Annotated in this window: 14 protein-coding genes, 1 tRNA gene and 1 pseudogene; 12 read left to right on the top strand and 4 right to left on the bottom strand. The window is 71.4% G+C overall.

Translation table 11 applies throughout. The features are described 5' to 3' along the window. The first annotated feature begins 82 nt into the window (after nt 1-82). The gene (locus ACFVS8_RS08920) at nt 83-2,692 is read left to right on the top strand and encodes an MMPL family transporter (RefSeq protein ID WP_387060452.1); all 2,610 of its coding nucleotides are present in this window, start codon (nt 83-85) and stop codon (nt 2,690-2,692) included. 74 nt (nt 2,693-2,766) lie between these two features. Further along, nucleotides 2,767-3,834, top strand: coding sequence for a HoxN/HupN/NixA family nickel/cobalt transporter (locus ACFVS8_RS08925; RefSeq protein ID WP_387060454.1), 1,068 nt, complete (start codon nt 2,767-2,769; stop codon nt 3,832-3,834). Between the two features lie 3 nt (nt 3,835-3,837). On the opposite strand, the gene ACFVS8_RS08930 is transcribed toward ACFVS8_RS08925, so the two are convergent. Next, nucleotides 3,838-4,245 carry an arsenate reductase ArsC gene (locus ACFVS8_RS08930; protein ID WP_387060457.1) on the bottom strand — a complete coding sequence of 136 codons (408 nt, stop codon included), beginning with the start codon at nt 4,243-4,245 and terminating at the stop codon, nt 3,838-3,840. Between the two features lie 28 nt (nt 4,246-4,273). After that, the gene (locus tag ACFVS8_RS08935; protein ID WP_387060459.1) at nt 4,274-5,623 is read right to left on the bottom strand and encodes an NAD(P)-binding domain-containing protein; all 1,350 of its coding nucleotides are present in this window, start codon (nt 5,621-5,623) and stop codon (nt 4,274-4,276) included. An 87-nt stretch (nt 5,624-5,710) separates the two neighbouring features. Between ACFVS8_RS08935 and ACFVS8_RS08940 the strand changes: the two genes are divergently transcribed. From ACFVS8_RS08940 to ACFVS8_RS08955, 4 genes are all read left to right on the top strand, one after another. Next, nucleotides 5,711-6,058 carry an ArsR/SmtB family transcription factor gene (locus ACFVS8_RS08940; protein ID WP_387060462.1) on the top strand — a complete coding sequence of 116 codons (348 nt, stop codon included), beginning with the start codon at nt 5,711-5,713 and terminating at the stop codon, nt 6,056-6,058. A gap of 72 nt (nt 6,059-6,130) precedes the next feature. Then, nucleotides 6,131-7,264 (top strand): tocopherol cyclase family protein, encoded by a 1,134-nt coding sequence (locus ACFVS8_RS08945; protein WP_387060465.1) that lies wholly within the window; start codon nt 6,131-6,133, stop codon nt 7,262-7,264. Nucleotides 7,265-7,267: 3 nt separating this feature from the next. After that, nucleotides 7,268-9,265: a DEAD/DEAH box helicase gene (locus ACFVS8_RS08950; RefSeq protein ID WP_387060467.1), complete on the top strand. Its 1,998-nt coding sequence runs from the start codon at nt 7,268-7,270 to the stop codon at nt 9,263-9,265. Nucleotides 9,266-9,271: 6 nt separating this feature from the next. Continuing rightward, nucleotides 9,272-9,763 (top strand): DUF2809 domain-containing protein, encoded by a 492-nt coding sequence (locus ACFVS8_RS08955; protein WP_387060469.1) that lies wholly within the window; start codon nt 9,272-9,274, stop codon nt 9,761-9,763. 95 nt (nt 9,764-9,858) lie between these two features. Here the strand turns inward: ACFVS8_RS08955 and ACFVS8_RS08960 are convergent, their stop codons facing one another. Continuing rightward, the gene (locus ACFVS8_RS08960; RefSeq protein WP_387060472.1) at nt 9,859-10,143 is read right to left on the bottom strand and encodes a hypothetical protein; all 285 of its coding nucleotides are present in this window, start codon (nt 10,141-10,143) and stop codon (nt 9,859-9,861) included. A gap of 317 nt (nt 10,144-10,460) precedes the next feature. Here ACFVS8_RS08960 and ACFVS8_RS08965 point away from each other — a divergent pair, with 317 nt between their 5' ends. Beyond that, the gene (locus ACFVS8_RS08965) at nt 10,461-11,405 is read left to right on the top strand and encodes a phosphodiesterase (protein ID WP_387060475.1); all 945 of its coding nucleotides are present in this window, start codon (nt 10,461-10,463) and stop codon (nt 11,403-11,405) included. A 156-nt stretch (nt 11,406-11,561) separates the two neighbouring features. Here the strand turns inward: ACFVS8_RS08965 and ACFVS8_RS08970 are convergent, their stop codons facing one another. Beyond that, a complete protein-coding gene (locus tag ACFVS8_RS08970; protein ID WP_387061202.1) occupies nt 11,562-13,211 on the bottom strand; it encodes a stealth family protein in 1,650 nt (549 codons plus the stop codon). A 352-nt stretch (nt 13,212-13,563) separates the two neighbouring features. Between ACFVS8_RS08970 and ACFVS8_RS08975 the strand changes: the two genes are divergently transcribed. The 5 genes and pseudogenes from ACFVS8_RS08975 (at nt 13,564) to ACFVS8_RS08995 (ending at nt 17,527) form a co-directional block, all read left to right on the top strand. Further along, nucleotides 13,564-14,142 carry a GNAT family N-acetyltransferase gene (locus tag ACFVS8_RS08975; protein WP_387060477.1) on the top strand — a complete coding sequence of 193 codons (579 nt, stop codon included), beginning with the start codon at nt 13,564-13,566 and terminating at the stop codon, nt 14,140-14,142. After that, nucleotides 14,112-15,068 (top strand): annotated as a pseudogene (locus ACFVS8_RS08980) (amino acid ABC transporter permease); the annotation flags it as partial. The gene ACFVS8_RS08975 and the pseudogene ACFVS8_RS08980, both read left to right, overlap by 31 nt. A 260-nt stretch (nt 15,069-15,328) precedes the next feature. After that, nucleotides 15,329-16,153: an amino acid ABC transporter ATP-binding protein gene (locus ACFVS8_RS08985; protein ID WP_387060479.1), complete on the top strand. Its 825-nt coding sequence runs from the start codon at nt 15,329-15,331 to the stop codon at nt 16,151-16,153. Nucleotides 16,154-16,304: 151 nt separating this feature from the next. Next, nucleotides 16,305-17,333 carry an ABC transporter substrate-binding protein gene (locus ACFVS8_RS08990; RefSeq protein WP_387060482.1) on the top strand — a complete coding sequence of 343 codons (1,029 nt, stop codon included), beginning with the start codon at nt 16,305-16,307 and terminating at the stop codon, nt 17,331-17,333. A gap of 120 nt (nt 17,334-17,453) precedes the next feature. Next, nucleotides 17,454-17,527: transfer RNA gene (locus ACFVS8_RS08995), tRNA-Met, on the top strand. Nucleotides 17,528-17,677: the final 150 nt, after the last annotated feature.

Raw genomic sequence — 17,677 nt, forward strand, 5'->3', positions numbered from 1 at the left:
TGCTACTCACATGAAACGAGACGGTCCGTCTCGTATACTCGCACGGTCGATCGTGCCGGCGATCGCGAGGAGAGGACACGACGTGGCTGAGCTGTTGTACCGACTGGGCAAGTTCTCGGCGAGACGGGCCTGGGTCGTCATCGGCGCCTGGCTCGTGGTGCTCGCCATCGCCGTCGGCGGGTTCCTCGTCGGCTTCAAGGGGCTCGCGACCAGCTTCGACGTGCCGGGCACCGCCTCGGGCGACGTGATCGCCGAGCTCGAAGACGAACTGCCCGAGTTCAGCGGGGCATCCGGAACCGTCGTGTTCACGACCGACGACGGCTCGGCGCTCACGGCCGACCAGCAGGCGCAGATCAGCGCGCTCGTCGCCGACCAGAGCGACCTCATCGACGTCGCCGGCGTGGTCGACCCGTTCGACGCGCAGCAGCAGCTGGAGGACCAGCAGCAGCAGCTCGCCGACGGCCGGGCGCAGCTCGACGACGGCGTCGCCCAGCTCGACGCGGGCCAGCAGCAGCTCGATGCCGGCGCCGCCCAGCTCGCGGCGGGCCAGCAGCAGCTCGACGCTGCGCAGGCGCAGCTCGACGCCGGCCGCCAGCAGGCCGAGGCCGCCGGCGCCCCGACCGACGAGCTCGACGCCCAGCAGACCCAGCTCGACGCGCAGCAGGCACAGCTCGATGCCCAGCAGGCGCAGCTCGACGAGCAGCAGCAGAAGATCGACGACGGCCGCGACGAGATCGCGACCCAGGGCGAGCAGCTCGAACTCGGCACCGAGCTCGCCGGCTACGCCGACGGCATCCGTCTGGTCTCCGAAGACGGCTCGACCGCGCTCGTGAGCGTCTCGTTCACCGAGCCGCGCCTCGACCTGCCCGAGGAGTCGAAGCAGTCGGTCATCGACCACTTCGAGTCCGAGCCCATCGACGGCGTGTCGGTGTCGTTCTCGACCGACATCTCGCAGGGCATCCCCGAGATCTTCGGGGTCGGCGAGGCGGTCGGCCTCATCATCGCCGCGATCGTGCTGCTCGTCATGCTCGGATCGGTCATCGCCGCCTCGCTGCCGCTCGTGACCGCGATCTTCGGCGTCGCCGTCGGCATCCTCGGCTCGCTCGCCTTCTCGGGCGTCGTCGACATGGCCTCGGTCACGCCCATGCTCGCCGTGATGCTCGGCCTCGCGGTCGGCATCGACTACTCGCTCTTCGTCGTGAACCGGCACCGCAAGCAGCTGCTGCAGGGTGCCGAGGTCGTCGAGTCGATCGGTCTCGCCAACGGCACCTCCGGCAACGCGGTCGTGTTCGCGGGCACCACGGTGATCGTCGCCCTGCTCGCCCTGAACATCACGGGCGTGCCGTTCCTCGGCCTCATGGGCACCGTCGGCGCGGTCGCGGTGCTCGTCGCGGTGATCATCTCGACGACGCTCACGCCCGCGCTGCTCGGCCTGCTCGGCATGCGCATCCTCCGACGCAAGGTGCGCGCGCACCTCGGCGAGGGCAACCGGCACGAGCCGCCCGTCGTGAAGCCCATGCCCACGTGGCGCGCGGTGCTCACGGGCCTCGTCGCGATCGTGGCCCTGCTCGTCGTCGCGATCCCTGCGCTGTCGATGCGCGTCGGCCTGCCCGACGGCTCCACCGAGCCGCACGACTCGTCGTCGTACGAGGCGTTCACCGTCGCGGAGCAGCAGTTCGGCGCGGGCGTCAACAGTCCGCTGCTCGTCACGGCCCAGCTGCCGGAGGGCACGACCGAGGACGACGTGCTGCAGCTCCAGGTCGACGTCGCGTCGACCCTCGCCGCGCAGGACAACGTGGTGGCCGTCGCACCCATCGCGGTCTCCGACGACCACACGCTCGCGGCGTTCCAGGTGGTGCCGGCCGAGGGCCCGAGCGCCGTCTCGACCGAGCAGCTCGTGCGCGACCTGCGCGCGCTGCCGCCCGTCGACGGCGACATCGAGCTCGGCGTCGCGGGCCAGACCGCGATCAACATCGACATCTCCGAGGGGCTGTCCGACGTGCTGCCGCTCTACCTCACGGTCGTCGTGGGGCTCTCGCTGCTCATCATGATCCTGGTGTTCCGCTCGCTGCTCGTGCCGCTCATCGCCACGGGCGGGTTCATCCTGTCGCTGTTCGCGACGTACGGCGCGATCGTCGCGGTGTTCCAGTGGGGTTGGTTCGCCGACCCGCTCGGCATCAGCACCGGCCCGATCCTGAGCTTCCTGCCGGTGATCCTCGTGGGCATCCTGTTCGGCCTCGCGATGGACTATCAGCTGTTCCTCGCGACCGGCATGCGCGAGGCGTACGTGCACGGATCGTCGGCGAAGCTCGCGGTCGCGCAGGGCTTCCGCGCCGGCCGCTCGGTGGTCACGGCCGCGGCGCTCATCATGGTCTCGGTCTTCGGCGGGTTCGTCTTCTCGGACTCGACCATGATCCGCTCGGTCGGGTTCGGTCTCGCCTTCGGCGTGCTCGTCGACGCGTTCGTCGTGCGCATGCTCCTGATGCCCGCGATCATGCACCTGCTCGGCCGCTCGGCCTGGTGGATCCCGAAGTGGCTCGACCGCATCATGCCCGACGTCGACGTCGAGGGGGCCGCGCTCGAGCGCCGGCACCACCTCGTCACCAGCGACGACGAGCGAGCGGATGCCGCGGGCGACCCCGATCCCGAGGTCGCGACGCTCGTCGGCGAGCCCGAGCCGTCGTCGCGCTGAGGTCTGCCCGATCGGCCCTCGTCGCCCTCCTCGCCCGGCGTTAGCATGACGCCGAGCGAGGGGGCGTGGCATCGATGGGCGCACCGGTCGGTGACGAGCGGATCGACACCAGGCGCGGCACGGCCGGCGTCGTCGCGTTCATCGTCGCGCTGAACGTCGTCGGCTGGGGCGTGCTGCTGCTCGCCGTCGTGCCCGCGGGCATCCCGCTCGGCGGCGGCGACGGCACCGCGCTCGTGACGCTCGGCGTGGGGCTCGCGGCCTACACGCTCGGGGTGAGGCACGCATTCGACGCCGACCACATCGCGGCCATCGACAACACCACGCGCCGCCTAGCCGAGCGCGGCCGGCCGGCGAGCACGGTCGGCTTCTGGTTCTCGCTCGGGCACTCGACGATCGTCGTCGTGCTCTGCGTGCTGCTGACCTTCGGCATCACGGCCGTGAGCGCCTCGCTGGCTGACGACGGCTCGGCCCTGCACGCCTGGACCGGGGTCATCGGGCCGACCGTGTCTGGCGTGTTCCTCCTCGTGATCGCGGCGATCAACCTCGCGTCGGTGCGCGCGATGGCCAGGGGCGATCGACGGCGAGGCGGGCCGGTGATGCAGCTGCTCGGCCCCTTCGAGCGCTTCGTCGATCGTCCGTCGCGCATGTACGTCGTGGGCCTGCTCTTCGGGCTCGGATTCGACACGGCGACCGAGATCGGGCTGCTCGCCCTCGCCGGCGCCTCGACCCTGGCGTCCGTGCCCTGGTGGGCGGCGCTCACGCTTCCCGTGCTGTTCGCCGCGGGCATGAGCGCCTTCGACACGACCCAGGGGGCGGTCATGCGTCGGGCCTACACGTGGTCGCCGGTGCGCGGGCCTCGAGCCGTCGGAGCCGGCCGGCACTCCGACGAGGCTCCGGGCCGACCACCGGTCGGTGCGATCTACGGCATCGCGATGGCGCTGCTGTCGGTCGTCGCCGCGGTCGTCATCGCGATCGTGCAGCTGAGCGACGTGCTCGTCGTGTACCTCGGTCTGGGCGACCCGTTCACCTGGATCGCGTCGATCGGCATCGACGACCTCGGGCTCGTGCTCACGGGGCTGCTGCTGGCCACCTGGGCGGCCGTGTTCGCGACGACCAGGCGGCCGCGTTCCCTGCCGACGTGATCGTCAGGCGATGACGTCGAGGTCGGCGAGCAGCCGCCTGACCCGCTGCTCGATGTCGTCACGGACGCGCCGGACGGTCTCGATGCCTTGGCCCGCGGGGTCCTCCAGTTCCCAGTCCTCGTACCGCTTGCCCGGGAAGACCGGGCAGGCGTCGCCGCATCCCATCGTGATCACCGCGTCGGCGGCCTGCACGTCATCGGTTCGCAGGAGCTGCGGCACGGCGGTGCTGATGTCGATGCCCGCCTCGCGCATCGCCTCGATCGCGACGGGGTTGATCGCAGTGCCCGGTTCGGAACCGCCGGACAGCACGGTCACGGTGCCGCCGGAGAGGGCGCGCGCGAACCCGGCGGCCATCTGCGAGCGGCCCGCGTTGTGGACGCAGACGAACAGGATCGTGGGTGCGGAGCTCATCGGTCTCTCTCTGGTCGGTCGGAGGAGGCTAGTCGCAACTCGATGCGGACGTCGCGCCGCAGCAGGAGGAGCCGGGGGGCGCGGTGTCGGTGAGGCTCGACGAGCATACGCCGGTCTGGGGCAGGGCGAGTTCGACGTTCGCCGCGGCGGCGCGGTCGCCGCTCAGGTGGGCGACGATCGACCGAACCTGCTCGTAGCCGGTCGCGAGGAGGAACGTGGGTGCGCGGCCGTACGACTTCATTCCGGCGAGGAAGAAGCCCGGCTCGGGGTGGGCGAGCTCGGCGAACCCGTGCGGGGGCACCGTGCCGCAGCTGTGGAGGTTGGGGTCGATCAGCGGTGCGAGCCGGCGGGGCGCCTCCACGATGTCGTCGAGGTCGAGCCGGATCTCGCGCAGCATGCGGAGGTCTGGTCGGAACCCGGTGGCGTTCACGACGAGGTCGCCGGTGACCTCCTCGAGGGTGCCGTCGCGGCTGCCGATCAGGGTCGCCCGGTCGCCGTCGCGTCGCACGCGCACGATCTCGAACCGGTCGACGAGTCGGACCCGCCCCTGGGCCACGAGCCGGTCGAGTCGCCCGCCGATGGAGGCGCGGGCCGGGAGCCCGTCGTCGGCTGACGAACCTACCCTGACCGCGGAGGGGTTGCGGATGACCCAGGTCGCCGTCGTGCCCGACTCCGTCTCGGCGAGTTCGGCGAGCTTGAGGAGGGTGTTCGCGGCGGAATGGCCCGCCCCGACGACGAGCGTGCGGCGACCGGCGAACCGGTCGCGCTCGGTGCCGAGCACGTCGGGGAGTGCATGCGCGACGAGGTCGCGGACCTCCTCGACCCCGAGCGGGTCGAGCCCCGACGACGCGAGCGAGTTCGGGGTGCGGTAGGTGCCGGAGGCGTCGATGACGGCTCGGGCACGGACCTCGCGGAGGCCGCCGCGGTCGTCGATCCGGAGCACGAACGGGGCGTGCTCGCGGTCGGTCGTGCGGGTGCGGTCCATGCCGTCGCGGCTGACCGCGATCACCTCGGCGCCGGTCGTGATGTGCTCGGCGATGCCGGGCAGGGCGGCCAGCGGCAGGAGGTACTCGTCGATGAGCTCCGCTCCGGTGGGCAGGCCGTCTTCCCGGGGGTGCCGCCAGCCGGTGGCTTCGAGGAGGCGTCGCGATGCCGGATCGACCAGGTGCCGCCACGGCGAGAACAGGCGGGTGTGACCCCATGCGCGTATCGAGTCCGCGACGCCGTCGCCGGCCTCGAGGATCTCGAACGGGATGCCCCGCTCGGCGAGGTTCGCGGCGGCCGCGAGCCCGATCGGACCGGCCCCGATGATCGCGACGGGCAACCCGTCGAGTCGGTCGTCGCGTCGGGTCGGGATCATCAGGTCGGCGAGGGTCACGCGCTGCCTCCATGGCATCGAAGATCATCAATACAGCAAGCATCCACCCTGTATCGAAGAATGTCAATATGACGTAGGCTGAGCTGCGTGACCGACCTGATCGAGCTGCCCGTCATCCAACCGGATGCCTGTTGCACGCCGATCGCGAGCGCGCCGATCACCCTCGATGAAGCGGCGAGGACCGCCGCGCTGTTCAAGGCGCTCGGCGATCCGACGCGGGTGCTCCTGATCTCGATCGTCGCGGCCGCCGACGGCCAGGAGGCCTGCGTCTGCGACCTGACCGAGCCGACGGGACTCTCGCAACCGACCGTCTCCCACCACCTCAAGATCCTCACCGACGCCGGCTTCCTGACGCGGAGTCGGCGCGGCAGCTGGGCGTACTACGCGCTCGTGCCGGGCTCCCTCGATCGGCTCGCCGCCCTGCTCGGCGAATAGCAGCCGATCGGTTCCACCCGCCTTCGCATGGGGGAGCCCCCGACGCGCGCTGGCAGGGCCTAGGCTCGGCGCATGCGGAGCCCGACGGCGTATGTGCGAGGAGTGCGGCACCCCGAGGCCTTCCACGGGCACGGCGTGACGCGAGGCTACTTCGAGGGCTGGTACAACAAGGTCGTCTCGGCCGACCGGGCGCAGCGGTGGGCCGTGATCCCGGGGGTGTTCCGGGGCTTGGGCGGCGACTCCGCGACCGGGGCGAGCACCGACGAGGCGTTCGTGCAGGTGCTCGACGGGCGCACCGGGCGCTCCTGGTACCACCGCTACGAGGTCGGCGAGTTCGCGGCATCCGATCGGGAGTTCGACGTGCGCGTCGGGCCGAACCGGTTCTCGTCGGCCGGCATGAGCCTCGACCTCCCGCAGCTGCGCGGCGAGATCGCGTACACGACGCCCCTCGAACCCTGGCCGGTGACGGTGCGCGAGCCCGGCATCATGGGCTGGTACGGGCTCGTGCCCGCCATGGAGTGCTTCCACGGCATCGTCTCGTTCGGGCACGGGCTCGCCGGCGAGATCGACGTCGAAGGCGACCCGACGAGCTTCGACGGCGGTCGCGGGTACCTCGAGAAGGACTGGGGCAGGGCCTTCCCGGCGGGGTACGTCTGGATGGCGAGCAACCACCTCGACACCACCGACGGCGACGGGGCGGATGCCTCGCTCATCGCGTCGATCGCCATCATCCCGTGGCTGGGGCGGGCGTTCCGCGGGTCGATCATCGGACTGCGCCACGGCGGCCGCCTCCACCGTTGGACGACCTACAACCGATCGAAGGAGACCAGGCTCTCGATCGACGACACGCACGTGCGGTGGAGCGTCACCGGGCCCGACGGCGTGCTCGAGCTCGACGCCGAGCGCGTGCGCGGCGGCCTGCTGCACGCCCCGCTCCGCACGGCCATGCACCGACGCGTCGAGGAGACGCTCGATGCGAGCATCGTGTTCCGCCACCTCGACCACGACGGGCGGGTGCTGCTCGCCGGCGTCGGCGCGTGCGCCGGGCTCGAGGTGTTCGGCGACACCGAACGGCTGCTCGCGCTCGGACGCCGGCGCGCGGCATCCGCCCGACCCTTCGCGACGACGCCGGCACGCGGCATCCGCCCGCTTCGCGCCCCGCCACGCGGGCACCCGGACGCCTCACAGGCGGCAGGACTAGGCTGAAATGTGACTTCCGGCGAAAACCCCGTCGTGGCCGAGGCTCCTGAAGAGCCCGCCGCGATCAGCTTCTCCGACCTCGGACTCGACGGCGCCGTGCTCAAGGCCCTCTCCGATGTCGGCTACGAGACCCCCTCGGCCATCCAGGCCGCGACCATCCCGACCCTCCTCGCAGGGCGCGACGTCGTGGGCCTGGCCCAGACCGGCACCGGCAAGACGGCCGCGTTCGCGCTGCCCATCCTCGCGCGCCTCGACGAGTCGCAGAAGACCCCGCAGGCGCTCGTGCTGGCCCCCACGCGCGAGCTCGCGCTGCAGGTCTGCGAGGCGTTCGAGAAGTACGCGTCGCGCATGCGCGGCGTGCACATCCTGCCCGTCTACGGCGGCCAGGGCTACGGCGTGCAGCTGTCGGCCCTGCGCCGCGGCGTGCACATCGTCGTCGGCACCCCCGGTCGCATCATGGACCACCTCGACAAGGGCACGCTCGACCTCTCGGAGCTCAAGTACCTCGTGCTCGACGAGGCCGACGAGATGCTCAAGATGGGCTTCGCCGAAGACGTCGAGACGATCCTCGCCGAGACGCCCGACGACAAGCAGGTCGCGCTGTTCTCGGCCACGATGCCCGCGACGATCCGCCGCATCTCGAAGCAGTACCTGAACGACCCCGAAGAGATCACGGTCAAGACCAAGACCACGACCTCGGCCAACATCACCCAGCGCTACCTCATCGTGTCGCACCAGCAGAAGCTCGACGCCCTCACGCGCATCCTCGAGGTCGAGAACTTCGAGGGCATGATCATCTTCGTGCGCACCAAGAGCGTCACCGAGGAGGTCGCCGAGAAGCTCCGGGCCCGCGGGTACTCCGCCGCCGCGATCAACGGCGACATCGCCCAGGCCCAGCGCGAGCGCACGGTCAACCAGCTGAAGTCGGGCAAGCTCGACATCCTCGTGGCGACGGATGTCGCGGCCCGCGGCCTCGACGTCGAGCGCATCAGCCACGTCGTCAACTACGACATCCCGACCGACACCGAGTCGTACGTGCACCGCATCGGCCGCACGGGCCGCGCCGGCCGCACGGGCGACGCGATCAGCTTCGCCACTCCGCGCGAACGCCGCCTGATCTCGGCGATCGAGAAGGCCACCCGCCAGGAGCTCACGCAGATGCAGCTGCCGAGCGTCGAAGACGTGAACGTGACGCGCCTCTCGCGCTTCGACGACCGCATCACCGCGGCCCTCGAGCAGAGCGAGCGCATCGACGGCTTCCGCGACATCATCGGGCACTACATGAAGCACCACGACGTGCCCGAGGTAGACGTGGCCGCGGCGCTCGCCGTGGTCGCCCAGGGCGAGTCGCCCCTGCTGCTCGAGCCCGAGCCCGAGCGCCCGGCGCGCGAGTGGAAGGAGCGCGACGACCGCGGGCGCGGCGGCCGCGACGACCGCTTCGACCGCTCCGGACGCGACCGCGACGGCGGCTCGCGAGGCGGCAGGTACGACGACGACCGCGGTGAGCGCCGCGGCCGGGGCGGCCCCCAGCTCGCGACCTACCGCATCGCGGTCGGCCGCCGCCACAAGGTCGAGCCCCGCCAGATCGTCGGTGCGCTCGCCAACGAGGGGGGCCTGCGTCGCGAGGACTTCGGGGCGATCCAGATCCGTCCCGAGTTCTCGCTCGTCGAGCTGCCGGCCGACCTGCCCCGCGAGACGCTCGAGCGACTCGACGGCACGCGCATCAGCGGACGCCTCATCGAGCTGCGGCCCGATCGCGGCGGCCCCGCACGACGCGACGGCGGCCGCGACGGCGGCCAGCGCCGTTCGTACGGCGACCGCGACGACCGGCCGCGCCGCTCGTACGGCGACCGCGACGACAAGCCGCGCCGGTCGTACGACGACCGCCCCTCGCGTTCGTACGACGACCGCCCGGCTCGGTCGTACGACGACCGTGGCGCCGGCGCTCCCGACGGCGACGACCGGCCCGCGCGCAAGCCCCGTCACAAGGGCCAGCGCGACGAGTAGGTGCGCGTGAGCGCTCCGAGCCCGCGCGACCCGCGCGCCGAGGGCTCGCCCTCGCCCTCGCGTGTGTCGCACGGAGCCGACCTCCGCGTGCGGATGATGCTCACCGCGACCGCCGCGGTCGTGCTGCTCGCGGGCCTCGCCCTGCAGCTGCTCGATCGCACGATCGCGGTCGACCTCGTCGGCAGCGCGCTCTACGCGTGCCTCGTCGGACTCGTCGTCGCGATCGCGTGGCCGCGCCTGCCCTCCTGGGTGCTCGCGGCCGTCGCGTTCGACGCCTCGGCTGCGATCGAGCTGCTGCAGCTCACCGGCATCCCGTCGCGCTTCGTCGACGCCGTGCCGCCGCTGCGCCTGGTCTTCGGCAGCTCGTTCGATCCGCTCGACCTCGTCGGATACGCGATCGGCGCGGTGCTGCTGGTCGTGGTGCTCGCGGCGGCTCGGCGCATCGTGCGACGGCCCACGGGGTCTGCCGGCCCGGCCGACCGGGCGCCGGCCGGCTGATCGGCGCTCGGCCGCGCTCGCGGCACGTTGCGGCGTGCCGCAGACGCGACGATGCCGCGAGGCTCGTGCCCCGCGGCATCCGTCGTTCGCAGCCGTCAGCGCTGCGGAGTGATCTCGAAGGCGACTCGGCCCTCTTCGTCGACCTTCGCGTCAAGCGTCTTGTCGGTGAGGGCGGCGGCCGCTGCCTCGCCGAGGTAGACCCGGGCCCCCGACTGCTCGATGACCGCGTCGGTCTCGTTCGGCGTCGGCACGATCGCGACCGCGAACTCGGTCGCCTCGGGGTCCCGCGCGTTGATGCGCAGCCCCGATCCCTCTGGCGCGCCGTTGCTGGACACGATCTCCTTCACGACGGTGCTGGCGTTCTCGGTCAGTACGAGCATGTGCTCCTCCTCTGCGATCACGAGCCACCCACGATTCCGGAGTTCCGGATGTCTCGCACCCCCCTTGCGCCCGGCGAGCGGATGCCGCACACTCCGCGCGCGGGCGCGCACCCGCCCGAGCGTGCGGCCTGTGCCGGTGCGCGCACCCACCCGCACCCGCGCACCCACCCGCACCCGCGCACCCGCCTGCGGGCACCGCCTCGGGAGGTTTCGACTCGGCCACATTCCGCCTTCATGCGCCGTTCAGATTCGCGTGGTCGGCTAGGTTGAGCGCGACGCCCGACGTCGTGCGTCGAAGCCGATCGATGGGACCTCCCGTGAACACCCGGATCGCCGAATACCCCCGGCCGCTCCACTTCCTGCTGCACATCAGCGACACGCACCTGCTCGCCGGCGGCGGCAGGCTCTACGACCGCGTGGCCAGCGAACAGCACCTGCGCACGCTCTTCGAGGAGTTCGAGGCATCCGGCGGCCAGCCTGAGGCGATCGTCTTCACGGGCGACCTGGCCGACAAGGGGGAGCCCGACGCGTACGACCGCATCCGGCGCATCGTCGACCCGGTGGCCGAGCGCCTCGGCTCCCAGATCATCTGGGTCATGGGCAACCACGACGACCGCACCGCGTTCCGCCGCGGGCTGCTCGACGACCAGGTCGGCGGATCCCGCTCGGTCGACCGGGTCGACGACGTGAACGGCCTGCGCGTCATCACGCTCGACTCGACCGTGCCGGGCCACCACCACGGCGAGGTCTCGCCCGAGCAGCTCGACTGGCTCGCCGAGGAGCTCTCGATCCCGGCGCCGCACGGCACGATCCTCGCGATGCACCACCCGCCCGTGCCGAGCGTGCTCGATCTCGCGGTGTCGGTCGAGCTGCGCGACCAGTCGGGGCTCGCCGAGGTCGTCGAGGGCAGCGACGTCCGCTCGATCATCGCCGGGCACCTGCACTACTCGTCGACGGCGATGTTCGCGGGCGTGCCCGTCTCGGTGGCGTCGGCCAGCTGCTACACGCAGGACCTCAACGTGCCGGTCGGCGGCACCAGAGGGCGCGACGGCGCCCGCGCGTTCAACCTCGTGCACGTGTACCCCTCGACGGTGCTGCACTCGGTCGTGCCCCTCGGTGCGACGCCCGCGCTCGACTGGATCGACGCCGCCGAGAGTGCCCGTCGCCTCGCGGCAGACGGCATCCGGATCGCGGATGCCGCCGCGCCTCCGATTCCCAAGGAGCCGCCGTTCACGATGCCGATCCAGGTGCTCGCACGCTGACGCTCCCTGCGGGCACCCCGCGGATGGTGCGCAACTCCGGAGGCGAGTGCGGACACGCCGCCACTCGGCGCACATCCGCGGGGTGCCGGAGCGCGGCATCCGGAGTTCTGCACGCGCGCCGCGTCGCGACGGTTCGGCTCGGCCGAGCCGCTGGCGTCAGGCCGTGAGGTCGGGCGCGCCGGAGGGAGCGTCAGGCGACGGTGAGCCCGCCGGCGACGAGGCTGCGTGCAGCGGCGCGCCCGCGGCATCCGTCGGCTTCTCCCACGGAGCCGGGAACGGGAAGTAGCGCTCGAGGAAGTCGGTGACGGCCGCCGTGCGCTCCTCGACCGAGATCTCGGGCCGGCTGCCGTCGTTCAGGCAGAACATGTCTTGATCGCGGCGCTTCAGCAGGCGGCGCATCGCGGGCAGCGCACGCTTCAGCGTGGTCTCGACGTACTTCACGCGAGCGTCGGTCTGCACGACCGCGCGCCCGGTGAGCAGCGCGTAGTAGTGGTACAGCGAGTTCGTGACCGAGATGTCGGTCGCCGAGCGGAAGCGGCTCGCCGCCGTGCGACGGAACTCGTCGGGGAAGGCCGACTCGAGGTCGGACATGACCGACTTGCGCAGGGGAGCCGCGCAGTGCTCGAGGTGCCGCGTCGTGACCTTGCCGAAGCGGTCGCGCAGCAGCGCGCGGTTCACGCGTGCGGCGTTCTCGAAGCCCGAACGGCCGGGGTGCGACTCTCCGAGGCCGATGCGGGTCGCGGCCTCGACGAACTTCGTGACGCCGCCGGGCGAGAAGAACAGGTCGGGCGACACGGGGCGGCCGAAGAACATGTCGTCGTTCGAGTAGAGGAAGTGCTCGGCGAGGCCCTCGATGTTGTGCAGCTGGCTCTCGACGGCGTGCGAGTTGTGCGTCGGCAGCACCGACGGGTCGGCGAACATCTCCTCGCTGCGCACGATCGTGACCTTGGGATGCCGCGCCAGCCACTCGGGCGCCGGCGAGTCGGTCGCGATGAAGATTCGCCTGATCCACGGGGCGAACAGGTGCACCGATCGCAGCGCGTACTTCAGCTCGTCGATCTGGCGGTAGCGGGCCTCGGAGTCGTCGCCCTCGCCGACGACGTAGCTCGCCATGCGCTTGGCGCGCTCGCGCACGAAGTCGTCGCTCGAGCCGTCGACCCACGAGAAGACGAGGTCGATGTCGAAGTCGACGTCGCTCGCGAGCGGCGCGAACATGTGCTCGAGCGTCGGCCAGTCGCGCCCGTGCAGGTGCACGACGTCGTCGATCGCCTCGGAGCGCGGGAGCGTGCGGCGCATGAGCGCGTTCTCGACGGGCGCCTCGATGGTGTCGTCGCCGAACCGCCAGAACTCGAGCTGCACGCCGGTCTCGGCGCCGTAGCGCAGGCGCCCGACGGGCTCGATGCGCGGACGGTACACCCGCACGACGGATGCCTTTCTGCTGCCCGACAGCCGTCCGTCTGCCAGGAGCACCGGGTAAGCGTCGCCCGACGGCTCGACGGTCTCGGCGTAGAACGGCTCGGTCGCGAAGGCGTCGGCGAGCGCGCGGGCCGCGGCCTTGCGGTCGGCGCGGTCGAGGGCGAGCACGAGCCGCTCGTCGTTGCCGCGGACGAGCAGGTAGCCGATCCCGGCGGCGTCCAACGCCGCGCCGATCGCGCAGAGGTCCTCGATCATCGACTCGCGCGGCGTGAGGTGGCCGTTGCGCAGCGCGTACTGCCCCTTGCGCATCACGATGTCGGCGCGGTCGAAGCGGGCGTCGCGCGCCGGGGAGGTCACGAGCACGAGTTCGTGCTCGTCGGCGATGCGCATCTGCGGCTGGACGGTCGGATCGGCGCGCGTGAACGCGAGGTGGCGGTCGTGCTCGTTCGTCGTCATGAAGTGGACTCCTGGAGGTCTGGGAGCCACGAAGCTCATCGGAACCTCGATTCTACGGCCGCCGCCGAAACGACAGATAGCGTCACGTGGATTGCGCCGGATGACGCCTCCGTGGCGCCGCGAAGCGGCCGGAATCGCCCCGAACGGCCCGGAATCGCCCGAGCGTGACGGCCGGTGACGGTATCGGACATCGCGTGTCCACGCCGATTGCGAGGCGGCCCGAGGCCTTCGTACCTTCGTGCACACCCCGGGGAACCGCCCCGGCCGACACGCGAAGGAGGCACCGATGGGCGACACGATCGTGCGGTTCATCGCCGCGGACGACCCGCTGGCCAAGCCGCTGCTCGACGACCTCGAGCGCGAGTACGACGCGCGATACGGCGACCTCTTCGGCGAGGTCGCGAGCGTCGAGCTCAACCGATACCCCGCGCAGGAGTTCGCGCTGCCGCACGGCGCCTTCCTCGTGCTCGTCGAGTTCGTCGACGGCGTCGAGACCCCGGTCGCCGGCGGCGCGTTCCGCCGCTACGACGACCGCACGGCCGAGCTCAAGCGCATCTGGACGCGCGCCGACCGCCGCGGCCGAGGTCTCGCCGGCCAGGTCGTCGCCGCGCTCGAGGCCGAGGCGCGCCGCCTCGGCTACACCGACGTCTTCCTCACCACGGGGCCGCGCCAGCCCGAAGCCGTGGCGCTCTACCTGCGCGCGGGCTACGAGCCGCAGTTCGATCGAGCGCTGCCGGCCGAGGAGGTCGGCATCCACGCGTTCCGCAAGCAGCTGGCCGGGGTGGGCATCGGCCGGGCTACGGGCGTCGAGGCGGCCGCGACGGTCGCCGCGGCATCCGCAGACCGCGCAGGAGCGCTCGCGTGAGCGCGGCATCCGCTCGTCCGGACTTCACGCGCGACCACGGGCCCGGGCTCGAGCACGGCCTGAAGGTCGTGCCGGTGAAGCACTGGGGCCGCTGGGTGCTCTCGGCCGTGGTCGTGTTCCTCGTGCTGCAGTTCCTCTGGTCGCTCGCGGTGAACCCGCAGTGGCAGTGGAACGTGTTCGCCGAGTACTTCTTCGCGCCGTCGGTGCTGAACGCGCTCGTGCTCACGCTGCAGCTCACGGTCATCTCGGGCGTCATCGGGTTCGTGCTCGGCGCGGTGCTCGCGGTCTTCCGGCTGTCGAAGTCGCCGCTGCTGAACGCGGCGGCCTGGTGGTACATCTGGTTCTTCCGGTCGGTGCCGCTCGTCGTGCAGATCCTCGTCTGGTACAACCTCGGATACCTCTACCCGACGCTCGGGCTCGGCACGCCGTTCACGACCGACTTCTGGCTCGTCGAGTTCCCGACGACGACGCTCATCAGCGCGTTCGCGGCGGCGACGATCGGCCTGTCGCTGCACCAGGCGGCGTACTCGGCCGAGATCATCCGCGCCGGCATCCTCTCGGTCGACCAGGGGCAACTCGAGGCCGCCGCGTCGCTCGGCCTGCCGCGCCGCATCCGCTTCTTCCGCATCACGCTGCCGCAGGCGGCCCGGGCGATCGTGCCGAACGCGTTCAACGAGATCATCGGGCTCGTGAAGGGCACCTCGGTCGTCTTCATCGTCGCGCTGCCCGAGCTGTTCTACACGGTGCAGGTCATCTACAACCGCAACCAGCGAGTGATCCCGCTGCTGCTCGTCGCCGTCGTCTGGTACGCGATCATCACGACCGTGCTGTCGGTCGCGCAGTACTACGTCGAGCGGCGCTTCGCCCGCGGGGCGGTTCGCGAACTGCCTCCCACGCCCATCCAGCGGTTCCGCGGCTGGGCGGCCGAGCAGTGGGCGCGTCTCGGCGAGGGACCGGCCGGCGACCCGCCCGGCGGTCAGGGCGGTCCAGCGGATGCCGCGGGCGGCTCGCCGGGCTCGACCCGGCCGCCCGAGGAGCGGGCGCCCGCCGAAGTGCATGCGGATGCCGCATCCGCACGCGCCGGCCGGGGCGCCGCGGCCGAGGTCGCCGTCGACGCAGCATCCGTCGGACCTGTGGCCTCCCGCCTCATGACTACCACCCCGCCCAGCCGGATCGGAGGAACCCGATGAGCCAGACCCTCGCGCCCTCGTTCGACGGCAACGTGCCGATCGCCCCGCGGCCGACCGCGACCGTCGGACGCGTCGAGATCCGTGACGTCACGAAGTCGTACGGGCAGCACACCGTGCTGCACGACGTGTCGCTCGACATCCGGCCCGGCGAGGTCGTCGCGCTCATCGGGCCGTCCGGCTCGGGCAAGTCGACCCTGCTGCGCACCATCAACCACCTCGAGACCGTCGACCGGGGGTCGATCACGCTCGACGGGCAGTACATCGGCTACGAGGAGCGCGGCGGCAAGCTGTACGAGCTGCGCGAGGCCGAGATCCTGCGCCGTCGCACGCAGTTCGGGCTCGTCTTCCAGAACTTCAACCTCTTCCCGCACCTCACCGCGATCGAGAACATCGTCGAGGCGCCCGTGGCGCTGAAGCGGCAGTCGAAGGCCGAGGCGCGCGAGCTCGCCAAGGCGCTGCTGGCCCGGGTCGGCCTGGCCGACAAGCTCGACCACTACCCGAGGCAGCTCTCGGGCGGGCAGCAGCAGCGCGTCGCGATCGCTCGGGCCCTCGCGCTCTCGCCGAAGGTGCTGCTGTTCGACGAGCCGACGAGCGCACTCGACCCCGAACTCGTGGGCGAGGTGCTCGACGTGATCCGCGGGCTCGCCCGCGACGGCACCACGCTCATCGTCGTGACGCACGAGATCGGCTTCGCCCGCGAGGTGGCCGACCGAGTCGTCTTCCTCGACGGCGGCGAGATCGTCGAGCAGGGACCGCCCGTGCAGGTGCTGCGCTCGCCGAAGCAGCAGCGCACCAGAGACTTCCTCGCGAAGGTGCTCTAGCACCGGGCACCGCTCGACCCGCGTCGGGCGCTCGACCTCGGGTCGGGCATCCGCGAGAAAGACAGCCCGGGTGCGGCATGGCAGTGCCGCACCCGGCGAACCGAGAAACCGTCCGGCCATCGGAACAGCAACAACCCTAGGAGCAGCCATCATGGCGATCAACAAGAAGCAGGCGGGGGTGATCGTCGCGGGCGTCGCGGCGGTGGCCCTCATCGGAGGCGGCATCACGTGGGCCGTCCTGGCAGGCAACAACTCGGCCGAGGCGGCCGACAGCGGCGCGAAGTCGAGCACCGAGGAGCAGGTCGAGGCGGCGACGCAGTTCGACCTCACCTCGCAGAACGCCGCCGACCGGCCCACGATCGAGCCGGTCGCGGCCGCGGTCGAGGCGCTCGAGGAGAGCGGCTTCGAGCCGATCGAAGCCGGCAAGCTCACCGTGGCGATCTCGCCGTGGGCTGCGCCGCTCGGCGTGCTCGCCTCCGACGACGACACGACCGTCATCGGCACCGAGGCGGACTTCGGCTCGCTCATCGCCGACGGCCTCGGCCTGGAGTACAACCCCGTCGCCGTGAACTGGGCCGACTGGCCACTCGGCATCCAGTCGGGCAAGTACGACCTCATCGCGTCGAACGTGACCGTGACCGAGGAGCGCAAGGAGCTCTACGACTTCGCGAGCTACCGCCAGGACCTGCTCGGCTTCTACGTGCAGGCCGACAGCGACATCGACTCGATCTCGGAGGCCGCCGACATCTCGGGCCTGAAGATCGTGGTCGGCTCGGGCACCAACCAGGAGAAGATCCTGCTCGCCTGGAACGAGGAGCTCGAGGCCGACGGCGAGGCCCCGGCCGAGCTGGTGTACTACGACGACCAGGCCGCCGCGACGCTCGCGGTCACGTCCGGACGCGTCGACGCGACCTTCGGTCCGAACGCGACCTCGGCATACCAGGCGGCCACGACCGGTGAGACCAAGCTCGTCGGCACCATCAACGGCGGTTGGCCCGAGACCGCACCCATCGCCGCAGGCACCGCCAAGGGCAACGGCCTCATCGAGCCCGTGCAGCTCGTGCTCCAGTCGATCATCGACGACGGCACGTACGACGAGGTGCTCGAACGTTGGGCGCTGACCAGCGAGGCGCTCGACGCCTCCGAGATCAACCCCCCGGGGTTGCCGAAGTCCGAGTGAGGCAGAAGCTCGGATGACGGGGGATGCCGCGCAGCGGGTGGCTGCGCGGCATCCTGCATCTCCTGGATGCCGTCGCCCGGGCTCGGCGTACGCAGCGCCACCGCACCGACAACACCACATCGCGGCGTACCCAAGCGGTCAAAGGGAGCGGACTCATAGCCCGCCATTCGCAGGTTCGAATCCTGCCGTCGCGTCGAAACCCCCGATCGAGCACGAGGTCGGCTCGCCGTGAAGAGGCCCCTGAACTGTGGTCGCGGCGGCCGAGGCGTCTCTGCCAGAATCTGCGCGAGGAGGCGACCATGGGCCTGCTGGACGACGAGGTTCCGTCTGCGTCGCGGACGATG

The sequence above is a fragment of the Agromyces sp. NPDC058110 genome, from assembly GCF_042884735.1.
Classification (GTDB): Bacteria; Actinomycetota; Actinomycetes; order Actinomycetales; family Microbacteriaceae; genus Agromyces.

What these genes read in the sequence shown, in the direction of transcription:
- ACFVS8_RS08925 (WP_387060454.1), top strand. Translation starts at nt 2,767, where the DNA reads ATGGGCGCACCGGTCGGTGACGAGCGGATCGACACCAGGCGCGGCACG.
- ACFVS8_RS08930 (WP_387060457.1), bottom strand. Translation starts at nt 4,245, where the DNA reads ATGAGCTCCGCACCCACGATCCTGTTCGTCTGCGTCCACAACGCGGGC.
- ACFVS8_RS08945 (WP_387060465.1), top strand. Translation starts at nt 6,131, where the DNA reads ATGCGGAGCCCGACGGCGTATGTGCGAGGAGTGCGGCACCCCGAGGCC.
- ACFVS8_RS08960 (WP_387060472.1), bottom strand. Translation starts at nt 10,143, where the DNA reads ATGCTCGTACTGACCGAGAACGCCAGCACCGTCGTGAAGGAGATCGTG.
- ACFVS8_RS08970 (WP_387061202.1), bottom strand. Translation starts at nt 13,211, where the DNA reads ATGCGCATCGCCGACGAGCACGAACTCGTGCTCGTGACCTCCCCGGCG.
- ACFVS8_RS08975 (WP_387060477.1), top strand. Translation starts at nt 13,564, where the DNA reads ATGGGCGACACGATCGTGCGGTTCATCGCCGCGGACGACCCGCTGGCC.
- ACFVS8_RS08985 (WP_387060479.1), top strand. Translation starts at nt 15,329, where the DNA reads ATGAGCCAGACCCTCGCGCCCTCGTTCGACGGCAACGTGCCGATCGCC.
- ACFVS8_RS08990 (WP_387060482.1), top strand. Translation starts at nt 16,305, where the DNA reads ATGGCGATCAACAAGAAGCAGGCGGGGGTGATCGTCGCGGGCGTCGCG.